The organism is Paenibacillus sp. MER 99-2 (genome assembly GCF_023714095.1).
In the GTDB taxonomy this organism is placed as follows: domain Bacteria; phylum Bacillota; class Bacilli; order Paenibacillales; family Paenibacillaceae; genus Paenibacillus.
Map to the genome: position 1 here is coordinate 18756 of NZ_JAMAUZ010000013.1, position 22728 is coordinate 41483.

A 22728-nucleotide genomic window follows, 5' to 3' on the forward strand; every position below is an offset into this window, starting at 1 on the left:
TTGGAGCAAGAGTAACGCTCGTTACTTCACCAGTAACATGCGCTCTAGTGATTCTCTAGCTTTGTCAGCAACAGCTGGTGGTACGTAAATTTGCGGCTTCATCGTTTCCAGACACTTCACCAGTTTCTTCAGGTTATTCACCTTCATGTTAGGGCAAACGAGAAACTTGGTGGCAAAATGAAACTGTTTGTCTGGGCTATCCAGACGAAGCTGATACCCTGTGCCATCTTCCGTACCTACGATGAACTCTTTCGTTGTAGACTTCTTGCAGTATTCAAGAATCGCTGTAGTGCTGCCTACGAAATCACCCATCTCCACTACTTCTGGGCGACATTCAGGATGGACAACAAATTCAGCATTCGGATATTTCGCTCTCATCTCAACAACGTCTTTAACCGTAAGCATATCGTGGGTATTACAATACCCTTCCCAGATAATCATCTTCTTGTCCGTATGTTGTTGCACATAATGACCTAGATTTTTATCAGGTACCCAGATAATTTCATCGGAATCAACAGATTGGATCACTTTAACTGCATTTGCTGAGGTACAACAGATATCCGTTTCTGCTTTGATCTCTGCCGAGGAATTGATATACGTAACCACTTTGGCATTTGGATGTTGTGCTTTTAACTTACGGAGCCCTTCAACGTTGACCATATCAGCCATCGGGCAACCTGCACGTTCATCCGGAATAATAACCGTTTTGTTTGGTGCCAAAATTTTAGCGCTTTCACCCATAAAATGAACTCCACAGAATACGATTACATCTGCATCGGTCTCTGCAGCTTTTTGAGCTAACAGAAATGAATCTCCTCGAAAATCGGCAACTTCCTGTACTTCATCACGCTGGTAATAATGAGCAAGAATAATAGCATTACGTTCCTTTTTCAACTCCATCAGCCGCTCACGCAGCTCACGGTTCATCTCAGCCTTGCGCTCTAAAGCCAGAGCTTCCACCTGTGATCCTCTCCTTTATCGGGACAGCGTTATTCACTGTTTCGTATGACTGTCTACGTCATCATTTTTCGCTTGAGAAACGAATCACAAGCGGTTTAACACCTAATGTACACAACGTTCACGACTCTGTCAATAAATGAAAAGGCTGCAGAACTCCCTGATAACCCCCCATTTTCTGCATGGTTCTTCCTCAATCTCATCATTATCGTTATATATAATTTAAAATAATCGGCATGCGTATCATTATCCCTGAATTGATTCTTATGACATAAAAAAGGAGAGCCCTTGGGCTCTCCTCTGTGTATCTGCCATTAGACAGATCATTAATTTGAATTATGATGTTGGTTTCGTTCCACCATCATCTGGATCATTGCCGTTAGGTTTATCCAGATTCGGAGTTTCGTTAGGAATATCACCCGATGGTGTTCCAGGTGTTTCATCCTTGCCTTGGATACGGACACGCACATCGCCGATGTTATCAACGATTGGCTCTCCGCTTTCGCTCGGCGTACCTTCATCATCATTGTTGCTCTCAGCTACCGGAGTCAGAGAACCTGTCTCGATCAATTGCTTGATCTGATCCATTTCCAAAGTCTCCACTTCAAGCAATGTTTCTGCGATCAGATGCATCTCTCTCGTATGTTTTACGAGCAAGTCCTTACATTTCTCGTAACATTCGTTAATAAAGCGTTGCATTTCCTGATCAATCTCATATGCAATGGAATCCGAGTAATTCTGTTCATGTCCAATATCACGACCAAGGAACACTTGTCCTTGTGAACTTCCGAATTGCATTGGACCCAATTTTTCACTCATACCATATTCCATAACCATGCTACGAACAATACCTGTCGCTTGTTGGAAGTCGCTGTATGCACCAGTACCAATTTCGCCGATGAACAATTCTTCTGCAACACGGCCTCCAAGGAGTCCTGTTACTTTGTCGAGCAGCTCTTGCTTGGTGACAAGCATACGATCTTCTTTTGGCAACATGATTACATATCCACCCGCACGTCCGCGCGGAATGATAGTAACTTTATGTACCATATCGGCATGTTCCAAGAAATAACCAACGATGGTGTGACCTGCTTCGTGATAAGCAACAATCCGCTTCTCACGGTCACTGATAACACGGCTCTTCTTCTCCGTACCAACAATGACACGGTCAATCGCCTCGTCAACTTCTTTCATGGAGATATCTCTACGATTACGACGTGCTGCAAGCAATGCTGCTTCGTTCAAGAGATTCTCTAGATCAGCACCAGAGAAGCCCGTTGTACGCTTCGCGATAACATCCATCTTCACATCTTTGGTCAGAGGTTTGTTACGAGAGTGTACTTTCAAGACAGCTTCACGGCCTTTAACATCTGGGCGGTCAACCGTAATTTGACGGTCAAAACGTCCTGGACGCAGCAAGGCAGGGTCAAGAATATCTGCACGGTTCGTTGCAGCTACGATGATGATACCTTCGTTAGCGCCGAATCCGTCCATTTCAACGAGCAACTGGTTGAGCGTCTGTTCACGTTCATCGTGTCCACCGCCAAGGCCAGCTCCACGCTGACGACCTACAGCATCAATCTCATCAATAAAGATGATACATGGGGCATTTTTCTTCGCATTTTCGAACAAATCACGTACACGTGATGCACCGACACCGACGAACATTTCGACGAAGTCAGAACCGGAAATACTGAAGAACGGTACACCCGCTTCACCGGCTACGGCACGTGCGAGCAATGTTTTACCAGTACCCGGAGGACCTACGAGCAATACGCCCTTAGGAATACGTGCACCTACTGCTGCAAATTTACGAGGATCTTTGAGGAAGTCAACGACCTCAACAAGTTCCTGCTTCTCTTCATCAGCACCAGCAACGTCTTCAAACGTAACCCGTTTTTTCTCTTCGTTATAGAGACGAGCCCGACTTTTACCAAAGTTCATTACTTTACCGCCGCCGCCTTGCGCCTGATTAAACAGGAAGAAGAACAACAGGAACATAATGATCAAAGGAATAAAAGAGGTCAACAGTGTCAGCCAGATGCTGTCACGTCTCATTGGCTCCTGATTAAACTGAAAATTATTAGTTTCACTTGCCGCTACAAGCTCACTAATCGCTTCATCCGTAGGAGGAATATACGTTGAGAAGTTTTCTGATTTGGCTTCTGCAGGCTTCTCTTTGTATTGACCGGTTACCAGAAACGACTGACCGTCGAATTGAACCGTCAATTCAGAGACATTGTTGGCCTTAACTGCTGCGCGCAACTGATCATATCTAGGATTATCGGTGGCTTCGCCGCCATTGCTGACGAATTGGACTATGCCCACCACAACTAAAAAAAGAATTAAATAAAAAGCAGAATTCCGGATGAACCGATTCATCCCCTACCTCCTCTCGAGACACTTTAATTATTTTAACATAGCCCGACACGGCTTCTCAACAGAAGCCAGGAAACTCTCAAGGCTTGGGTCCAGGATGATATTAGCTGGTGTAGACTTCCGGCTTCAAAATCCCGATATAAGGGAGATTCCGGTACTGCTCAGCGTAATCCAAACCGTATCCAACGATGAACGCGTCAGGAATGTCAAAGCCTGTGTAATGAGCTTCAAGCTCGACCTTGCGGCCTGATGGCTTATCAAACAGCGTAACTACACGCACAGACTTGGAGCCACGGTTTTCAAGTAGATCAATCAGATAACTGAGTGTGAGTCCACTATCAATAATGTCTTCGACAATCAGAACCTCGCGACCTTCAACCGAAACATCCAGATCCTTAATGATTTTGACAACCCCTGACGATTTGGTGGAAGCGCCATAACTCGATACTGCCATAAAGTCCATTTCAACAGGTACCGTTATGTTCTTAACCAAATCAGCCATAAATATAAACGCACCTTTGAGCACACAAATGACCAAAGGGTTGCGACCTTCATACTCGGCACTTAATGTTGCGCCTAGTTCCTTAACCTTACTCTGAATCTCTTCTTCGCTAATCAATACTTCTTGAATATCGTTCTGCAACTGTGCGAACCTCCTAAAGTTATACTATGAAAGCCTTACCTGAACCATAACCACTACCCCTGAATCGCTGAATCGCCTACAGTCATGTATAAAATTGCGGAAGTATCCTCTTGAACCGGTGCAACGTTCGAGCGACGAACACCAGGCAACCAAATAATGTTGCCCGCTCCGTCACATACCACTGGAATTCGTGGACGGACAGAGGGTGGGATTTTTTCATCGATGAAAATATTTTTCACCTTTTTGCTTCCGTTTAATCCCATGACTTTCATGGTATCTCCAGGTAACCGTGAACGCACAATCAGCGGCATAACCAGTTGATCCGCATCAAATGCGGCTTGGTTCGCTGATTCCGGTGCAAGATAGTCCTCGGGGATTACGGTCGTCAAGCGAAGAAATCGGTTGATTTCGGAGAGAGGAAACTCATGCGTTTCACTCCAATTCGTTAGACGATACTCGTAGGTTTGATCCTGTACGTCATTCCGTATGCCAAAGGAGATCAAATCATACTCCCGGGTACAGACAAGTGTCTGTCCGATATCCAGGCTCCAGGTCGTCACAGAGGGCTCTATTACCTTCCGACGAATGGTTTCGATACGGGTAAAGTCGACAAAATCACTGTCCAAAGGCAGATAATTCAATATTAGTTTAATCAACCTTCGTTGTAAAGCGACATGTAACTTCAAAAAGGAAGGCACCTCAAAGGTTAGCCTTCCGCCGTTCTCCTGCACTAGACACCTGTATGCGTCATATGCACCTTGTTCCATGAAATCGTCTTCATCGCTTACTATTTCAGCGAGTCGATTCAATGACGGCGTTAACTGTCCATTATACTGCCCCAAAAAAGGAAGGACATCCAAACGAATGGCATTACGCCGATATTTACGCAGAGCGTTGCTCTCATCCGTAAAGTACGGAAATCCCCTGGTATTACAAGCTTCTACAAGGTCTGTCTTGTTTATACGAAGACATGGACGAATAAGTTCCACATTTTTTTCACGCCGTTTAAACTTCATTCCACTCAGTCCAGATAGGCCGCTGCCACGCAGCAAATGAAGCATGACCGTCTCCGCCTGATCGTCGGCATGATGAGCAAGTGCGATGCTTGCTGCATCGTATTTACTCGCCACCTCATGCAAAAATGCATACCGTCGATCACGTGCAGCCTCTTGAGATCCTTGACCTGTCATCTTCATATAAGAAGGAATATCTGCTCGTATCCACTCGAACGGCAATCCCAAACGGGTTGCCAGTGCCTCCACCATTTCCGCTTCTTGATCGGATTCACTTCGAAATCCATGATGTACATGAGCACAGATCAATTCTAACGGTACATGGTTTGAGCTTATATCGTGCATGATATGCAAAAAAGCCACCGAGTCCGGTCCGCCCGACACAGCGACGACAATCCGATCCTCAGGAACCCATAATTGATGCTCTTCCGCTGCATCCAAAACATGTCTCACCAGCTTGTCCCAGCGTAAAGCTTCCATACCTTTTCCTCATTCCTTACGTTATGTATATGCACCATGTACACTAGAACCGAAGTGCATAGATCAGAACTCCAATAAGTAATATAACAGATATAGCAAATGCATTTTTGAGCCATCTTGGCGTTGAATGCTGAGAACGACGTCTCGAAGGAATCGGCCGAGCCATGAGCTCCTTCCAACCCTTGGTCGCATGTTCGGCATCCCGAAATTGACCTCGCAACGCCTGGATCATCCAATGACGAAACGGCCTAAGTCGTTCACTCCGCTCCACCAGGCTCACCAGTTGGTTCACACTCCGCAATTGTGGTAACCCTTCAGCAGCAAGTGCCTTGAGCGCGTCTGCCTCCAATACATGAATCATCAGCATCGCAAAAGCAAATACATCATAGGTACTATCAGCAGTTCGACTTCCGGCATTCCAGAATCCTCGGTCATACCACTCTGTAAACTGCTTGACACTACGGCCAATCGATGTAACTCCACCATAATCGATCAGTTCCACATGACCATAATCCGATACAAGTACATTCTGCGGTTTAAGATCACCAAATACCCATCCCGCCTGATGCAGTTGTGCCAGTTTTTGCAGAAGCCTGAGTCCAACCAACAGTGTCCATTCCGTACCCTGACGTCGAATGAAGTGATGTAGAGCCTCACCTCGAACATAACGCATCACGTAAAAAGGAATATCACGGCCACGAACGGCATAATCATCCACATCTTTGAGATAGGAGGGAATGCCGCTCTGCCGAAGGGCCTCATGATTGCGCTGTAATTGAAAAGATTTGAGCACATTGATCTCTGATTGCAAATCTACGGGATCAAACCCCATTTTAAGTGCATAGTGCTTGCCATTTTCACCTCGCTGGACAAGAAAGACGATGCCGTTGGCTCCTTTGCCCAGCAACTTTCGAATCGTATAACGGCTGCGATTCCATTTCCCGGTAATTACTGTTCCTGGCGGGAAAGAGGCGTCAGACAACGTTGTCACCGAGCATCCCTTCTCTTTCAATGCGATATTTCCCTTCTATTTCCTGCTGTTCCTCCAGTGTACCATATCGGTAAAAATCAATCACCTTCTGAATCGCAGGACCTGTAGGCGTCGCCCCCCTCATCTGCAAACGTCCGAACAACGACCGGATACTCCCCGGATCGCTTGTCCAGTTGATATCCATAACCGCCTCTTCACCACTGTGACGTCCAGGAAAATGAAATACCGAAAGTCGGCTTGATCCAGCACGTGCTTGGAGACTTAACATCAAATCTCGAATTCCCTCTTCTACAGCTGCGAGCTTAGGCTTCATGCTCGCACTTACATCGATTAACAGAATGACCTGCAGTGGGGCTGTCTCCGCCATATTATCCATCACTTCCACAACCTGAGAACGCCGTTCTGGGTCAAGATCAGTCACTGTTTTGGGATTTTGATCTCCCAAAATTTGTGTTAACTCTCTATTAACCGCCTGCTGAATTGTCTGAACCACGGTTTTTCTCGTCATCATCTGCATGGTGTGAGCAAGCTGCCTCGTCCCCACAATCTGACTGATCCCACCCCCAGCCTTCGCAATCTCTTCTATTTCCCGGCTTCCTAGTTCACCTATTGTGCCATAATCTATAACGCCAACAACATTGACCGTAATCCCTTCCTCGTTCGCCTCAGAAGCAGCGAGTACAGGGCTTGTACCTACATTTGAACAACCGTCGGTTATCAACAAAATTTGCTTCATTCGATATCCCTCCGCTTCATAACTCTCCAACTCTATGAATAGCATTGCCAGATTGGAGAGAGTTCAAACAGAGTCGAGAGAATTAACTCACCGTTCTTGGTCGTTCCATTCGATTAATGCCAGGCACGCGAAGCGTAGCCCACTCCGGGCGATAATGCTCTACTTTGCCTACGACCACAGTCATGTCATCATAAATCTCATGTTGCTGATATCGAATAACACTTTCAAGCAAGCAGTCTGCCACATCTTGCGGATCCTCACTGTCAATCTCTTGAATAAGTCGCTTCATCCATAGTTCTTTATTAACAGCATAGCCAGGTGCATCATAGATGCCATCGGTCATCATGATCAAAATATCTCCAGGCTGAAGCTGTACGGTTACCAGATCGACCTCTATATCCTTGATAATGCCAATAGGCAAATTACTAGCTGATACCTGAATAACCTCCTGCCCTCGTTTAATAAAGCTTGGTGTCGAACCAATTTTCATAAATGTGGTCTCTGCCGTATATTCATCAATCAAAGCCATGTCTACTGTGGCATACATCTCTTCAGGTGACCGAAGCATGAGTACAGAATTTACTGACTTAATTGCCAGTTTCTCATCCATTCCCGATTGAAGTAATTGTTCCAGAATATTTAGCGCCGCACTGCTCTCCATGCGTGCACGTTCCCCATTGCCCATGCCATCGCTTAGCGCCACTGCAAACGTACCATTGCCCAGTTCAACCGTGCTGAAGCTATCCCCTGATAACAGATCTCCTCCTTTGGCAGCCGCAGCTACCCCTGTGCTGATCTCAAATGTCTTAGCCGACCCGAAGGTTACCGTCGCTAAGCCTTGCCGGGCATCCATCATCGTTTCATGCAGCACCGCGATGTGCTCGTCTAATACATCTGATATTAATGGCGCAATCATTTTGCGGCACTCATCGAACCCACGCGTATAAGCATGTACAATTTCAATTTCTACATTACCTGCTTCCAGATTAATAATTTCAATAGAATGGATAGATAGCCCCAGTGATTCAAGTGCATCTCGGATCTGCTCCTCCTGCTGAACCATCTCCTCACTTTCCCGTTGAATTTCCTTCGCTAAATCCTCCATGACTTGGGAAACCCCGGATAGTTGCTCTGCAACGAGCTGCCGACTGTCGACGATCTGACGCTTCCACTGCATGTTATGCTGATACAGCCCATATTGGGCTCTCATTACCTCAAGAACCTCCTCAGGCTTGGCACAAACCCGGTTCCACTCAGCTGGAATCTGCTTGCCAGACATTTCAGGATTGGCTTCAATGGAGCTCATGACATCGGTCATATATTTGTATGTCTGAATAAATTTTGCATCCCAGCACTGAGCGCGTTTGAAGCAGTTAGCACACGATCCCTCGGCTACAGCATTCATGAAATGCTCCATTCCGCCTTCATTCTGTGCCACTTCTCCTGTGCCAGACATCTGATCAAAGCTACGTGACAATTGCCGAAACACTTGCGAAAAACGAGTTACTCGCTCCGCGGTTACATCACGGATTCTCTTCGCATATTCGTGCTGCGACTTGGTATGATCTTGGGTACCCGGCACATATTTGGATATAGCCGTCATCATGCTTTTAGGCGTTAACATAAATAACACTATAGCCGCACAAGTCTCCCATAATGAATTCATGACATCACCTGGTCCGCCCAAGTATATTGCCAGAATCGATGATCCAAGCAGCATCCCTAACGCTACCCCTGCTCGTTTCCCCTCTCGTAGCATTCCTGCCAGCATCCCTGCAAATGCGAGCAAGCTCATCTGATATATGGCTGTCATATCAGCCAGGCTCAGGATAAGCCCTGTAATAACGCCCACTGATGCACCAAGGGGGGCTCCGCCCACTAGCGCAAAGATTAGAATCAGATATCGGGAGAGCATATGCTCGACAGATAAAGACTGAATCGTCCATCCAACGGCTCCTGTCATTACAGAAGCTAGTAGGATGATGAGGCAGAGGATCTCCTCGTTCTTTAGGTTGAACTTTTTTTTGCGATAAGTAAAAATCGGTATTGCCTGGATAAACACCAATGTCAGCACGAAGCTGAGTACGGAGTCCATCGTAAGCATCAGCATGGCGTACCAGCTGAACGATGGCCCAATGACAACGGCGAACAACTTGACCATAAAAGTAGTCGTAAACACCATCGCTGGCGCATAAGATAATTCAGCACGGTCATAAGACTCTAAACCTTTAAAAAAGAGGTAGAAGATCGCAATCTCTGTAGCAACGATGAGTGGGACTGGGAATGGGGCAAAGAGACTTCCGGCTAACAATGCAGCACCAACAGGAATAATGTAATCTCTACGCATGAACGCAATAACTGCAAAGTAAGCAATAGCGAACGGTGACAATTCATTCAGGATCATTGCCTTGCCGAGCAGGAAACCCATAAATGTGAGCAGGATTACCCATTTGCGTGTAGCCACCACCTGGACGGCCTTGCGGGAACTTATCCACTGTTTGAGCCGCACCGACAGCTCCTCCCGAGCTTCCGCACTCCCTTTACCAGCTTTCATTCCCGGAAATTGAATGACATTCCACTTTTCCATCATCCCAAGGCACCCCATTCGCATAATTGTTATTTTCGTGTTTCGTTCTCGATGGTTCTGATTATAAATAGATTGAGAGACGTAGTTTGTCATAATAGGTGAGCGGGGCTCAAAAAGTTTACGACAAAAGAAACACGACTGGCGCGGAGGATTCAATCCCCCGGCCTTACTGTCATTTCTCCCTTTCGGGCGTTCTGAAGCGAAAGCCAATATGTCTGATTATGAGTGGCCATGTGTCCAGCATAAGCTCGTATTAACCGGGATACCTGCGGAATGCCATGGAAACATGTCGGTAAAAAATGGTAGACGACAAATGTTCTTATATCTTGTTCAACCGAGTGCAGAAAATCGGTGAGACCAAGCATAAGTTTACAAAAAAGACGACCAATCCCGTCTGTCGTACAAGGACGACGGGAAACCTCAAAATGTGTAAGAATGTTGCTGTATCGTGCACATAGCCTTTACCTTTCCGAATAACAGAGAACGCAAAAAAGCCGCTGCCCCAAGGGACAACGGCTTTTCTTATATGAGATATCAGGTTGAGACAGACTATACGCGCTTAGCTCCACGGCCTCCGCGTTTGCCTTCTGTGTTTTTCTTGAGCGAAGAAATCCGCTCTTCACTATCTTTCAGGAAGCGTGACATTTTATCCTCAAATGAAGGTTTGCCTGCTGCGGGCTTGAAAGAACGGCCTCCGCGATCACGGTTGAATCCGCCACCGCCGCCACGACCTTGGCCACCACTTGGACCGCCGCCGCTGAATCGTTCGCGATCTCCTCCACTGCGTTCCGGTCTAGGAGCTCTCGGAGGTCTGGATTGTGTTTGTTGCTCAACCGGTTTGTCAACAGCTTGCTTAATGGAAAGTCCGATCTTGCCGTCCTTGTCAACGTTGATAACCTTTACTGTAACTTGGTCATTCAGCTTCAGGTGGTCGTTGACATCTTTGACGTAATTGTCGGCGATTTCCGAGATGTGAACGAGACCCGTGACACCTCCTGACAGATCCACAAATGCTCCAAAATGCGTGATTCCTGTCACCTTGCCCTCTAACTTGGTGCCCACTTCAATTGCCATAGAATAAAATGATCCTCCCTTAAAAATATACAACCCGATTTTTTTGAATGCCAAAATCAATGCTGTGCTGGTTTAATTATACCTTATGCCGCAAACCAAGGTCAACTGAGCACTACCCTATAAGGGAGCCTATTTTTTCCGGTTTAACGTCTTCAGATATATGAGTTATGATCCTTGCTCCGTAATGAGCCTAATTCCATCAGTTACCTGACTCTTCCACCTTGATTGGTGTCTCTTCAGGTAAATAGTAACCTTTTTTGCGCGCCAGTTGTCCTATGTATTCAGGGTCTTTCAACCGACTGACCTCATACTTCAACTGATCCAGCCTTTTCAACGTGTCTTCCTTAGAAGCCTGCTGTGTAGCTAGATGTGAGCTCTTGTCCGAAATCTGCGCACCCTGAACAAGGAAGGTGTACCCTGCCCAAATGACAAAAACAATCACAAATGTCATCCATAGCATTAGACGTCTTCGTGCACCGGCAGATTTAACTTGACCTGTTGGAACCGTGGATCTACCCACAGGCGTTTTACCCATTATCGGACCTCCTTAAAACAAGCGTCTCCATATCGCTGCAATACTTGCACCCGCACGGATCAAAAAGCGTGGCGTTACCCAATACTTCAGGAGCGGCCTAAACATCCAGCGGAACAACTTACCGAATGGTACCAAACATTGCAATACCAACTTGCCGAGGAATAGCAGTATCGCGAGCAAAAAACCTAACAGCACACGTACTAACTTGTACACTCCTTTAGCTGGCATAACGATCAGGATGTTAAGGATATGTCCACACCAATGAATCAGCGTTCTTGCGAGTTTAATTAACATTACCACAAAACGCTGGGTTGTAACACTTAAAAGCCAAAAATAGAAGCAAACCCCTAAAATCAGCCCCAAAAAGACATAAAACCGCAGTTGTCCGTGGTTCCCGGCGTATAGCATCCGAAAAACGAACAGCGCGGAGGCAACCCAATATAAAAGATCGAGCGTGTGGATGCTCCATCTTGGAAACCGAAGTTGACCGGACAGCACCCGGTAACTGTCATAGGCCACTCCCATTACGGCTCCCGAAAGCAGCATCCACATCAGTGTGATCCATTGCGTGTCTGGACTCATCGGAACATCTTGCCAAACAAGCCTTTACTGTTCTTACTCTGAGAACCGGGATCAAGATATTGCAGCGAGCTCACCGTGCCCTCAATGGACAGTAGACCTTCCTCCAGGCTCAGGTTTTTGATATGTAAATTGTGCCCCCGGATGGTCAGATGCCCAAGTTCAGTCTGAAGCAAAAATTCTTCACTGTCGAAGCTCTCCACATTGGAGACGCCTGTCAGATCTAACAGTTTCCGATTTTGCATGCTCAAATGATGCTGTTTCGCCTTCCCGTGCTCAACCATAGCATGTACCCCTCCTTCATACACCTAGCTTATGGAGCAAAGGTATGGAATAGAACCAAACGATTGTGAATAACAGCATTACCTATGAAACAATACAAAAACGCCTTCCCCGATACGGGAAAGACGTTTCTATTCAAAGGTTATTCATTTGTAAAAGGGTATGCCAGGCAGTACTGTTACCAGTCCAGCCCGTTGTCCTTGGCAATCGGCTCTTCCTTAACCAAGGTATAGAGGCTGCTTGCCTCATCCTTCTTGGTGCTCTCCGCTAGACGTTCCACCTTCACCGTAACTAACTTCTGACCAAACTGAACGGTAAGCTCATCGCCTACTTTGACAGCGGCGCTAGGTTTCGCTTCACGTCCGTTCACCAGAACACGTCCCTGTTCAGAGACATCTTTGGCTACAGTGCGGCGTTTAATCAGCCGGGAGACCTTCAGGAATTTATCAAGACGCATTATTTTACGGCTTCTTTAAGTTTGTTACCTGCTTTGAATGCAGGAACGATGGACTCAGGAATCACGATCTCATTCCCTGTTTGTGGGTTACGGCCAGTACGACCGGAACGTTTGCGGGTCTCAAAAGTGCCAAAGCCGATCAATTGTACTTTGTCTCCGCTAGCAAGTGCATCTGTAATTTCTCCCAAAAAGCCGTTCAATACGGATTCAACGTCCTTTTTAGTCAAACCGCTTTTGGTGGAAATGTTGTTAATCAGATCTGTTTTGTTCATTTTTAAAAGCCTCCCAAATTGAAAAAAAAGTATCTGCGATGCCTTGGCAACGTATCGTTGCTGTTGACCCGCGTATGGTTACTACACATGTATTCTGGCTTGGTAACTGAATTCCTGCCTTGGTCCACGACTTTTTTTCTTTCGTGCAGTTACTTGTCCAATAGCAGTCTAAGTCCAGTACCCAAAACAGCCAAGGTTTAATCATGTATGTCTACCTATTCAAAGAAAACACTTGTTCGTATCATAACACACTAGCTGCAATCTTGGAATACGTTTTCCCAATATGATCCAAAACAAAAGTTTGCTATAGCCCTGCTTTCTTAGCAGCCTGCCAGTATTGCTCCATCTCGTCTACATTGCTATCTGCAAGGGTACGACCCTGTTCACGCAATTGTGCCTCGATGTATTGGAAGCGTTGAGTGAATTTGCGGTTTGTCGCTGCAAGTGCCTCTTCTGGATCGGTATGAATGAATCGCGCCACGTTGGCAGCAGCAAATAACAAATCGCCTAGCTCCAGCTTCTGTTCCTCTGCCGTTTGATTCTGCTGTACAGCTTCTTTCAGCTCAGCCAGCTCTTCTTCAATCTTGGCGAATACACCATCAACGTCGTCCCAATCAAAGCCGACCTTCGCTGCTTTTTTCTGTAACTTATACCCCTTCATCAGAGCAGGCAAGTCACGCGGTATTCCATCCAAAATGGAAACATGCTGTTGATCCAGCCCCTTGCGCTTTTTCTCCTCTGCCTTCATCTGTTCCCAGTTTTGCAGAGCTTCATTCGCATCTTCTGCCTGATTCTCACCAAACACATGCGGATGACGGAAAATGAGCTTATCATTCAATCCTTCAATAACGTCGTACACATTAAATGTACCTACCTCTTCCTCCATCTGGGAGTGAAGCAGAATCTGAAGTAGCAGATCACCCAGCTCTTCCTTCATATGGTCGGGATCATCTTCGTCGATGGTTTCAATGACCTCGTAGGTTTCTTCAATCAGGTTTTTGCGAATAGACTGGTGCGTCTGCTCCTGATCCCAAGGGCAACCGCCTGGGCTACGCAGAATGTTGACAATCTCATGCAAACGGGCAAATGAGCGCCGACGTAATGCATCATCTGTATTTTTCGGCACATAGATGAGTGAAAGGTTACCGTAACCCTCGATGCGATCCAGATCGTGGAGCGGTATCTTGTGAATGACCTCTTGACCCTGAACCCCCAGGGCATGTCCAACAAATACAGGATAATCGTCCGGATACACGTCCATCAAGCACAGCTTCACATCTGACGCAGTGAATACATCATAGACTTGTCCAATGAGCGTATGCAGTTGCGGCTGCACTAGCTCCGTGTTTAAGCTACTAGCGTCGAGAAGCTGAAACCCCTCAATCGGGTCAAAGCCCAGCCTTATAAATGCCTCGTCGAGGAAACTCTCCCCGCCCATCACTCGAAGCGAAATATCCATCTGAGGACAGCGTTCTTTCAACAGGCGCACACTCGCCTCTGCCACCATAGGATGACCTGGTACAGCATAGACGATCTCTGTTCCAGGCTCGCCTTGACGAGCCGCTTCAATTAGGCGATTTGCAATCTCGTCGTACACCTCAGGGAAGGAGTCCTTCGCCTCGTAGATGGCATCAAACGATGTCATCTCCAATCCTTCCTGTTTCAGATCATTCAATACGGGATGATCCAATGTGCGGACATACAATATGGCCGCTTGTTTCATTTTCTTGATAATACCTACAGTTAGTTGATCTGCATCTCCTGATCCGAGACCCACTACGGTTAAAGCTGCACTCATCGTTCCAGTCCTCCATCCGAACCAACCTGCCTTTTGCGAATTGCTTGATAAGCAACCCATTTCATAACTGAGCTGCGGAGTACGAAATGGGACATGCATAAAAAACTTTACGCAGGGCAGCGCTCTATAATTAAACGTATTATACCAGAATCAGGCGATATCCTATAATTTGCGATTCTACTGATGTATTTCTTTAAAATCTCAATCTGTTGAGTATGGATACACCGCATTCATTTTTAAATAAGCCGCATTCGAACCGGTGAAGGTTGAATGGCTCGTTGTAGCTGCTGTAGAGACGGTGTAATGAGATTGGCACATCATGCTGGCCTGCCGTGCGGCCGTTTAGCGCAGCACCCGCAGGCTGCGTAAAACTTTGGCTAGGCGTGGCCCCAGCTTGGGCATAGCCACCAGCTCTGCTGCGGTGAGCAAGCCTGTGCGCGCGGCCGCCAGCACAAACACGGCTGCGCCTGCGGCTACGCCAAGCAGGCTGACGCCTCCCGCGGCGATCCTGCGGTCAGCCGCGATCCCCATGCCACCGAGCAGCGCTTCGGTGGCCCAGGCCATACCTGCCGCCGCCAAGCTCATGGCGGCGATCACCAGCGCCGGCTTCGCCAGGACGGCGCTAGGGGCTAGGCGCAGGGCGCTGTATCGCGCCAGTAGCGCCACATTCAGGGCAGCCGCCAGCATATAGGCGGCCGCCCCAGCCATGGCCGCGCCGACGATGCCTAGCGTCGGCACAAGCCAGACGTTCAGCAGCACCTTGACGCCTGCGGCGGCCAGCATGCTGAACGCGGGTGCGCGCACGCTGCCAAGGCCTTGCAGCAGCGCTGCTGCAATGATGCTGACGGTGCTGCCCGCTGCCGTCAGCGCCATATACCGCAGTGCTTCGGTGCCTGCGGCATCCCCGTACAGCATGCGGTTAATCGGCTCCGCCAGCACCACGAGTCCTGCGGATGCTGCCAAGCCGATCAACCAGAACCAGCGCAGCGCCAGGCTCGCTTGCTGTTTCACGGCTTCTGGCCCGCCACGAAGCTTTGCTTCAGCCATCGCCGGAATAAAGAGCACGGACAGTGACATCGCTAACATCGTCACCATCTGCACGAGCGGCAATCCACGGTTATATATGCCGAACGAGACCATAGACTGTAGCTCGTTTAATCCCTCTTTTTGTAACAACCGCGGTACGGTGAACGTGTCCACCAGATTCATCAAAGGCACAGCCAGTGATCCAAGGCAGACCGGGATTGCATACACAAGCAAGGTTCGAATCCACTCTCGATTGGAACGCTGAGGCTCAGCAGCTCCAACCACTCGCGCTTCTGCATTCACACCAACAACTTCTGGGCTCAATACGTTACTTTCTATTGTCACTGTTGAAGCAGTGCGCTCCGAATGATCCATGGTAGCTAGCGCAGATTTCATATCAACCTCACTACCGCTATCATCTTGCTGACTCTTTTCTTGACCCCGCTTCCGGTGGCGATATCCATACACAAGCATGGCTAGTAGCCCAGCTACACCACCCGCAAATGAACCCAGCATTGCCCCAGCAGCAATCGTATCTAGCGAAGCCTCGCGTGCCATGAGCCACAATAGCAGCACAATCATCACTGTGACACGAATGATCTGTTCTACGACCTGTGATACGGCTGTAGGTACCATCTGCTGCATCCCCTGAAAATACCCACGCAGCCCCGTCATCAACGGCACGACGAGTAGAGCTAGTGCTGCTGCACGAATCGATGGAATAACATGACCATTACCGATCCATTTTCCGATCAGTGGAGCCCCTGAATACATCAAGACTGCTAATACCAAACCGATCCCACCTAGCAGCATAGACGATATTCGTATGATTCGCCTTCCCTCTTCCGGTCTACCGAGTACATGCTGTTCAGCCACGAATTTAGATATGGCCACAGGTAGCCCAGCAGCCCCAATGGTAATCACCATCATATAGAACGGATACACCGTGTTATATATACCGAAGACGCCGTCTCCGCCTAGGTTCTGTAGTGGAATTTTCTGAAAGGCACCAATAATTTTGGAGATAATAGCGGCAAGCCCTAACACAAATGCGCCTTGCAGCAGCCTTGATCCTGTTGATGGCTTTTTCATAAGTCCCTCCTGCGTATCCATACATCTGGATCAATAACAATCTCTTGTTATTATAACTGGCTGGGGCTGCGTAAACGAATTCCGTTTTACTGTTTGTAGAGGTTGTTCAAAAAGTCCGACCTTTTTGAACACGCACTTGTATTTGTGTGTGAGCTTGAGGAATAAATTCTCAAAAATTAAAAACTCCTGTCTGCCTATAGGCACCAGGAGTTGTCTGAACTTATTGTTCCATCTGTTTACCGAGGAAACCAGCAGCAGTCTCTGCCATTTTGACTTCCATCTGTGACATCTTCACCGACTCATCCTTATTGAACAGAACGACGGTTCCGATTGGATCTCCACCGGATATGATTGGCGCAATAACAAAGGAAGATAACGTCTCGTCATGATCTTTGCTAATTTCATAAGATCCATTATTGGTCTCGATAATGGTTTTACGGTTCTCCATGCAGTTCTCAACCAACTGACCTACCTGCTTGTCCAAATATTCCTTCTTAGAGCCACCTGCCACCGTGATGATGGTATCCCGGTCAGAGATTAACGTGACATGATTTGTGCTTTCATACAACGACTCAGCATATTCCTTAGCAAAATCACCAAGCTCACCAATAGGTGAATATTTTTTGAGAATAACTTCTCCATCTCGATCCACAAAAATCTCAAGCGGATCTCCTTCACGAATACGTAACGTACGACGAATTTCTTTTGGAATGACCACACGACCGAGGTCATCTATACGACGGACAATACCAGTAGCTTTCATTTACATGTTGCCCCACTTTCTCGAGAAGATTTTTCAACTACTGTTCCTTAATGGGTAGAGGAAAGTCCCAGAACGTTTAGTGTGATATCTTGACCATAGTATTCATCTGTTCCCATTTCCTTATACATGGTTTGCAGAATATAGTTGTGTTCTTTTGCAAGAAGGTGACCATCTACCTAGGCGCTCTGAGATTAAATACAAAAAGGAGCAAGGGAGGCTATAAGTCCCCCTTACTCCTTATCATGCTTGTCCAGATGGCAGCTTATGCAACGTTTAATCCCTTACTTGCTGCTTGAATCTGTTCCTTCATTTGTTGTTGCATCTTTATCTGTTGTACCTGCATCTGTTTTGGTATCTGTACCTTTAGTGTCATCCGTTTTGGATTCACCTTCGGTTCCTGTTTGTGTGTCTGTACCTGTTCCATCCGTACCTTCAGTGCTGCCTTCTTCAGCTTTGTCTGTTTTTGGCAGGTTCACTTCTTTTACGAGTTTATCCAATTCGCCACCTGTCATGAATGTATCAATTTTGGCAGCCGCAATAGAGCTCTTAATGCTATCTTTTTGCTCTGCTGTCATTTTGTCATAAGCATCTGTACGTGCTTCTACTTTCATGACATGGTAACCATACTCGGTTTCCACAGGATCACTAATTTTATTCAAAGGCAATGTGATTGCCGCTTGTTTAAATGCTTCTACCCATTGAGACACTGCAGCATTTTCATACAAACCGCCTTTGTCTGCAGAGCCTGGATCTTCGGAGTACTCCTTCGCGATTTCTGCGAAATCTGCTCCCCCATCCAGTTTAGCTTTCACTTCTTTGGCAATTTTAAGCGCATCTTCTTTTTTGCGCTCTTTTTGTGTTTTTGGATCTGTGAAGTTGATCAGTACGTGACGAACGGAAGCTGTCGTGTACTGCTCTTTATTTTTATCGAACTCGGCTTTCATGTCGTCTTCTGTGACGCCAGTCTCTTTATCCTTAATCACGGTCATGATCCGAGTCATATAATCCTTGATGTTATCATCCGTCAGGTTCTGCGCCTTCAGCATTTCCGGCCATTGTTCTTCTGGAACTTGAGCTTTCATTTTGTCGAATTGCTCAGTAGCCACTTTGGCACCTTCTGCTTTCGCTTCGTCGCTCGCATTTTCACTCAGATATTTGTATGCAATTTCTTGGCGAACCAAGTAATCCTTGAAGTCATCCATGTCCATCATTTGTGCATACTCTGGGTACAAGAATTTCATTACACGCTGTTCCATGTCGAATTCATTGGCTGTGATTGTGCCGCCATCATACGTTGCTACAACTGCACTTGTGTCTGTTGGTTCCGGTGTTTGTGCTTCTTCCTTCTTACCGCATGCTGCTAGCAGTGATACGGACAGCACTGCAATCATACCCACGGACAGTACTTTCCTCACTGTTTTATACTTTTGTAACATCTTTTAGTTCCCCCTTTGATTTAAAAGCACTTTTCATGGATTCTAGGAATTTCTCCACCAGCTCCATGAGTTGCTTGTCCCCAAGCCCCTTGCCTTTGACATGAATAAGCATATGGGGTCCTTGTTCAAATTGTACACGTCTTTCGAACTGATTTCCAATGTGTGCAATATTGGAGAGCTCGAATGCATGCTCACGACCTTCATAAAACTTCACAGTAAGGTCATCTCCACGCTGTGTGATCGATTCTATTCCATAGATTTTGCCGTAGACTTTGAGCCTTGCTACAGCCATTAGGTTAATAACGGCTTCTGGCAGATCACCGAAACGATCCACTAACTCATCTTCCAGCTCCATTGCATCGTCGAAGGAAGAGATGACGGCCACCTTTTTGTAAATCTCAATCTTCTGGATGCTGTCATAGATATAATCCGACGGCAAATATGCATCAATACTAAGATCAAGCGTTGTATTCCATTGGTCGGAAGGTACAGGCTCTTCACCCAGCATTGTCACTTTCCGTTTATTAATTTCCTCAGCAAGCATCTGAGAATACAGATCGAATCCCACGGAAGCAATGAAGCCATGCTGCTCTGCTCCAAGCAGGTTACCTGCACCTCGAATCGACAAGTCACGCATTGCAATTTTGAATCCAGAGCCCAGCTCGGTGAATTCCTTAATGGATTGCATCCGTTTCTCTGCCACTTCAGTCAGTACCTTATCCCGTTGGTACGTAAAGTACGCATACGCAATCCGGTTAGACCGACCCACACGTCCACGCAACTGATACAACTGGGAGAGCCCCATTTTGTCCGCGTCATGAACGATTAACGTATTAACGTTTGGAATATCGACACCTGTCTCAATGATACTGGTGCTGACCAGCACATCATACTCGCCATCCAAGAAGTCGAGAATCGTCTTCTCCAGCTCCGTTTCAGACATCTGACCATGTCCCACACCAACCTTGGCTTCTGGAACCAACTCAGAAATTTCAGCGGCCATTTCTTGGATGCCTTGAACACGGTTGTACAGGTAATAAACCTGACCGCCACGAGCCAGCTCGCGCTCGATCGCTTCTCTAACCAGCGCTTGACTGTGTTCAACCACATAGGTCTGCACAGGGAACCGGTTCTCTGGGGGTGTCTCGATGACAGACAGATCACGGACTCCAAGCATAGACATGTGTAATGTACGTGGAATCGGCGTTGCCGTAAGGGTCAACACATCCACGTTTGTTTTAAGTTTTTTTAATTTTTCCTTATGCGTTACACCAAAGCGCTGCTCCTCATCCACGATGAGCAATCCCAGATCCTTGAACACAAGGTCCTGTGATAACAAGCGATGTGTGCCGATAACAATGTCAACCGTACCCTGCTTGATGCCCTTGGCTGTCTCATTTTGTTCTTTGCGCGAACGGAAGCGGCTAAGCACGTTAATATTGAACGGGTAACCTGAGAAGCGTTCACGGAATGTCTCATAGTGCTGTTGTGCCAAGATTGTGGTAGGCACGAGCACAGCCACCTGTTTCCCTTCAATCGCTGCTTTAAAGGCTGCACGGATCGCAACCTCGGTTTTACCGTATCCGACATCCCCACACAATAAACGATCCATTGGGCGGTTTTGTTCCATGTCTTTCTTAATTTCCTCAATTGCACGCATCTGGTCACGCGTCTCATCATACGGGAACATGTCCTCGAACTCCTGCTGTTCTGCAGAGTCCTTCTCGAAGCCGTATCCCTTGGACGTTTGCCGCTCCGCATAAAGTTTGATTAGATCGTCAGCAATATCCTGAACCGATGAACGAACTTTGTTTTTTACCCGTGTCCATTCGTTACCACCGAGCTTGTAAATCTTAGGCTCCTTCTCTTCTGAGCCCACATATTTCTGAATCAGATCAATCTGCTCGATCGGTACAGACAGTTTGTCTCCACCTGCATACAAAATATGCATGTAGTCCTTATGGATCCCGGCTACCTCAAGGGTACCAATCCCCATGTATTTACCAATACCGTGATTTTGGTGAACGACATAATCGCCCACTTTTAGCTCACTATATGATTTAATTCGCTCCGCATTGTCCACATTTCGAATCGGTTTCCGTGCTTTCCGCTGCTTCTGGGAGAACATCTCCCCTTCCGTAACAACCGCCAGTTGAATGGATGGCATCTCGAATCCTGTCTGCAAATTACCAATGAGCATCTCAGGTTCTGGTATGTCATAATCCAACAATACACGGCGCATACGGTCGAGCCTTTCCTCGCCACTCGCCAGCATCAATACATGAACTCCAGCTTTCTGCCAGCGCTCCATCTCTGCCTTAAGTACATTCATCTGACCATGGAAATCCTGCATCCCCCGGCTGATAAAGTTCAGAATGTTCTGAGGCTGCGTGTGTGGAACCTGACGTAAGAAGATGGACATAAATATCGTCTGGAATGGACGCTCATACAGCAGCTCATCCCCATCAGCCGATAGATGCAGGTCAGGCAGTGTCTTTCCATTTTGCATCAAATGCAGGTTCCATTCGGATTCATCCCGATCCAACTGTTTAGACGTCTCGGCAAGTCTTGCAGGCTCATCAAGTACAAGTAACGTATCCTCAGGCATGTAGTCGTAAATGGTCTGGTGTTCCGGATAGAGTGGTGAGATATATTTATACATCTCGGAGAAGTAAACATGCTGACGGAGCATCTCAATTTCGCGATGAATCTCCTCACGAAGACGCAGCTTCGCCTGCCGATCTGTCATCTTCTCAAGCTGTTGTTCCAGCAAAATAACGGCCGCATCCGCAGCCTTCTCCATGCGTTCACGATCTGCGATCAACTCTTTGCACGGCAATACAACGACTTCTTCTATCCGCTCAATAGAGCGCTGATCCGTAGGGTCAAAGGTTCGAATCGAATCAATCTCATCGTCAAATAACTCCACCCGGTAAGCAATCGGTGATGTAACTGGATAGAAGTCAATGATTCCACCACGTACACTCATTTCACCACGGGATTCTACACGTTCTACGCGCTCATATCCCAGCTTCACCATCTCCAGCAGGAAAGTATCCAGCTCTAGCGTGCTTCCTTGTTTAACTGTGATTTGGGCGTTTGCCATGACTTCTGGAAGTGGAAGATATCGCTGTACTCCGGAAAAAGGAATAACAACAACGCCCCGAAAACCTTGGGCGCAGCGAACCAACACATCAATACGCTGACCTAGTGTTTCCGGACTGGAAACAGCAGCTTCAGCGGCGACAAGTTCATTGGCAGGATAGAGTAACACTCGATCGGGTGAAAGCGCTTCCTGTAAATCTTCTGCAATTTTTTGTGCAGCAAACATATTGTGCGTAACGACGAGCAAAGGCCGGTTCATCTCTTGATGTAAGGCAGCCAGCATGATTTGACGTGCTGATCCGGAAAGCCCGGACACCAACTGCTCTTTCATCCCTGATGTAATACCGGCGGTAATGGATCCGAAGTCAGGATCTTTGGAAAAAGCTTGTATAAGTGCTTGTAACAAAAGGGGCACCTCTCTTATAACTTACTTGGTTATCTAGCGCACTAAGCGCAATACAACATTCTTAAAATTGGATACAAATCCCTTTTTACCCTGTTTCATCATAAAGGATTATTTGCT

At 47.0% G+C, this 22728-nt stretch carries 18 protein-coding genes; all 18 read right to left on the bottom strand.

The window, feature by feature from the left end; all coding sequences use genetic code 11:
- Positions 1–21 precede the first annotated feature (21 nt).
- The 18 genes from nadA to mfd all read right to left on the bottom strand — a co-directional run bounded on the left by nadA (position 22) and on the right by mfd (position 22611).
- Positions 22–960, bottom strand: coding sequence for a quinolinate synthase NadA (gene nadA, locus M3636_RS27545; RefSeq protein ID WP_056697442.1), 939 nt, complete (start codon positions 958–960; stop codon positions 22–24).
- A 333-nt stretch (positions 961–1293) separates the two neighbouring features.
- Positions 1294–3339: an ATP-dependent zinc metalloprotease FtsH gene (gene ftsH, locus M3636_RS27550; RefSeq protein WP_145410369.1), complete on the bottom strand. Its 2046-nt coding sequence runs from the start codon at positions 3337–3339 to the stop codon at positions 1294–1296.
- 100 nt (positions 3340–3439) lie between these two features.
- Positions 3440–3979 (bottom strand): hypoxanthine phosphoribosyltransferase, encoded by a 540-nt coding sequence (gene hpt, locus M3636_RS27555; protein WP_056697438.1) that lies wholly within the window; start codon positions 3977–3979, stop codon positions 3440–3442.
- A gap of 53 nt (positions 3980–4032) precedes the next feature.
- Positions 4033–5472 (bottom strand): tRNA lysidine(34) synthetase TilS, encoded by a 1440-nt coding sequence (gene tilS, locus M3636_RS27560; protein ID WP_251384637.1) that lies wholly within the window; start codon positions 5470–5472, stop codon positions 4033–4035.
- A gap of 43 nt (positions 5473–5515) precedes the next feature.
- Positions 5516–6463 carry a serine/threonine protein kinase gene (locus M3636_RS27565; protein WP_145410365.1) on the bottom strand — a complete coding sequence of 316 codons (948 nt, stop codon included), beginning with the start codon at positions 6461–6463 and terminating at the stop codon, positions 5516–5518.
- Positions 6447–7199 carry a VWA domain-containing protein gene (locus M3636_RS27570; protein ID WP_128099769.1) on the bottom strand — a complete coding sequence of 251 codons (753 nt, stop codon included), beginning with the start codon at positions 7197–7199 and terminating at the stop codon, positions 6447–6449. The genes M3636_RS27565 and M3636_RS27570 overlap by 17 nt, the downstream gene beginning before the upstream one ends.
- A gap of 82 nt (positions 7200–7281) precedes the next feature.
- Positions 7282–9789 carry a stage II sporulation protein E gene (gene spoIIE, locus M3636_RS27575; RefSeq protein ID WP_251384638.1) on the bottom strand — a complete coding sequence of 836 codons (2508 nt, stop codon included), beginning with the start codon at positions 9787–9789 and terminating at the stop codon, positions 7282–7284.
- A 546-nt stretch (positions 9790–10335) separates the two neighbouring features.
- On the bottom strand, positions 10336–10860 hold the full coding sequence (locus M3636_RS27580) for a S1 domain-containing RNA-binding protein (RefSeq protein ID WP_056697430.1): 525 nt from the start codon (positions 10858–10860) through the stop codon (positions 10336–10338).
- 199 nt (positions 10861–11059) lie between these two features.
- A complete protein-coding gene (locus M3636_RS27585; RefSeq protein ID WP_128099768.1) occupies positions 11060–11395 on the bottom strand; it encodes an FtsB family cell division protein in 336 nt (111 codons plus the stop codon).
- A gap of 12 nt (positions 11396–11407) precedes the next feature.
- The gene (gene yabQ / locus M3636_RS29985) at positions 11408–11977 is read right to left on the bottom strand and encodes a spore cortex biosynthesis protein YabQ (protein WP_128099767.1); all 570 of its coding nucleotides are present in this window, start codon (positions 11975–11977) and stop codon (positions 11408–11410) included.
- Positions 11974–12258 (bottom strand): sporulation protein YabP, encoded by a 285-nt coding sequence (gene yabP, locus M3636_RS27595; RefSeq protein ID WP_056697424.1) that lies wholly within the window; start codon positions 12256–12258, stop codon positions 11974–11976. The genes yabQ and yabP overlap by 4 nt, the downstream gene beginning before the upstream one ends.
- A 176-nt stretch (positions 12259–12434) precedes the next feature.
- Complete coding sequence (locus tag M3636_RS27600) at positions 12435–12713, bottom strand: RNA-binding S4 domain-containing protein (protein WP_056697423.1); 279 nt, start codon at positions 12711–12713, stop codon at positions 12435–12437.
- Positions 12713–12985, bottom strand: a complete 273-nt coding sequence (locus M3636_RS27605; RefSeq protein WP_056697421.1) for an HU family DNA-binding protein — start codon at positions 12983–12985, stop codon at positions 12713–12715. Before M3636_RS27605 ends, M3636_RS27600 begins: the two co-directional genes overlap by 1 nt.
- A 304-nt stretch (positions 12986–13289) precedes the next feature.
- Positions 13290–14783: a bifunctional methyltransferase/pyrophosphohydrolase YabN gene (yabN, locus tag M3636_RS27610; protein ID WP_251384639.1), complete on the bottom strand. Its 1494-nt coding sequence runs from the start codon at positions 14781–14783 to the stop codon at positions 13290–13292.
- A 342-nt stretch (positions 14784–15125) separates the two neighbouring features.
- Positions 15126–16901, bottom strand: coding sequence for a putative polysaccharide biosynthesis protein (locus M3636_RS27615; protein WP_251384640.1), 1776 nt, complete (start codon positions 16899–16901; stop codon positions 15126–15128).
- Positions 16902–17121: 220 nt separating this feature from the next.
- On the bottom strand, positions 17122–17664 hold the full coding sequence (gene spoVT, locus M3636_RS27620; protein ID WP_128099765.1) for a stage V sporulation protein T: 543 nt from the start codon (positions 17662–17664) through the stop codon (positions 17122–17124).
- A gap of 281 nt (positions 17665–17945) precedes the next feature.
- The gene (locus M3636_RS27625; RefSeq protein ID WP_128099764.1) at positions 17946–19100 is read right to left on the bottom strand and encodes a peptidylprolyl isomerase; all 1155 of its coding nucleotides are present in this window, start codon (positions 19098–19100) and stop codon (positions 17946–17948) included.
- On the bottom strand, positions 19084–22611 hold the full coding sequence (gene mfd, locus M3636_RS27630) for a transcription-repair coupling factor (RefSeq protein ID WP_251384641.1): 3528 nt from the start codon (positions 22609–22611) through the stop codon (positions 19084–19086). Before mfd ends, M3636_RS27625 begins: the two co-directional genes overlap by 17 nt.
- Positions 22612–22728 lie beyond the last annotated feature (117 nt).

Excerpts from the sequence above, each read along its gene's own strand:
- M3636_RS27585 (WP_128099768.1), bottom strand. The coding sequence starts at position 11,395 with ATGGGTAAAACGCCTGTGGGTAGATCCACGGTTCCAACAGGTCAAGTT.
- yabP (WP_056697424.1), bottom strand. The coding sequence starts at position 12,258 with ATGGTTGAGCACGGGAAGGCGAAACAGCATCATTTGAGCATGCAAAAT.
- M3636_RS27615 (WP_251384640.1), bottom strand. The coding sequence starts at position 16,901 with ATGAAAAAGCCATCAACAGGATCAAGGCTGCTGCAAGGCGCATTTGTG.
- M3636_RS27605 (WP_056697421.1), bottom strand. The coding sequence starts at position 12,985 with ATGAACAAAACAGATCTGATTAACAACATTTCCACCAAAAGCGGTTTG.
- M3636_RS27570 (WP_128099769.1), bottom strand. The coding sequence starts at position 7,199 with ATGAAGCAAATTTTGTTGATAACCGACGGTTGTTCAAATGTAGGTACA.
- yabN (WP_251384639.1), bottom strand. The coding sequence starts at position 14,783 with ATGAGTGCAGCTTTAACCGTAGTGGGTCTCGGATCAGGAGATGCAGAT.
- tilS (WP_251384637.1), bottom strand. The coding sequence starts at position 5,472 with ATGGAAGCTTTACGCTGGGACAAGCTGGTGAGACATGTTTTGGATGCA.
- M3636_RS27625 (WP_128099764.1), bottom strand. The coding sequence starts at position 19,100 with ATGTTACAAAAGTATAAAACAGTGAGGAAAGTACTGTCCGTGGGTATG.
- ftsH (WP_145410369.1), bottom strand. The coding sequence starts at position 3,339 with ATGAATCGGTTCATCCGGAATTCTGCTTTTTATTTAATTCTTTTTTTA.
- M3636_RS27600 (WP_056697423.1), bottom strand. The coding sequence starts at position 12,713 with ATGCGTCTTGATAAATTCCTGAAGGTCTCCCGGCTGATTAAACGCCGC.
- yabQ (WP_128099767.1), bottom strand. The coding sequence starts at position 11,977 with ATGAGTCCAGACACGCAATGGATCACACTGATGTGGATGCTGCTTTCG.
- spoVT (WP_128099765.1), bottom strand. The coding sequence starts at position 17,664 with ATGAAAGCTACTGGTATTGTCCGTCGTATAGATGACCTCGGTCGTGTG.
- spoIIE (WP_251384638.1), bottom strand. The coding sequence starts at position 9,789 with ATGATGGAAAAGTGGAATGTCATTCAATTTCCGGGAATGAAAGCTGGT.
- M3636_RS27580 (WP_056697430.1), bottom strand. The coding sequence starts at position 10,860 with ATGGCAATTGAAGTGGGCACCAAGTTAGAGGGCAAGGTGACAGGAATC.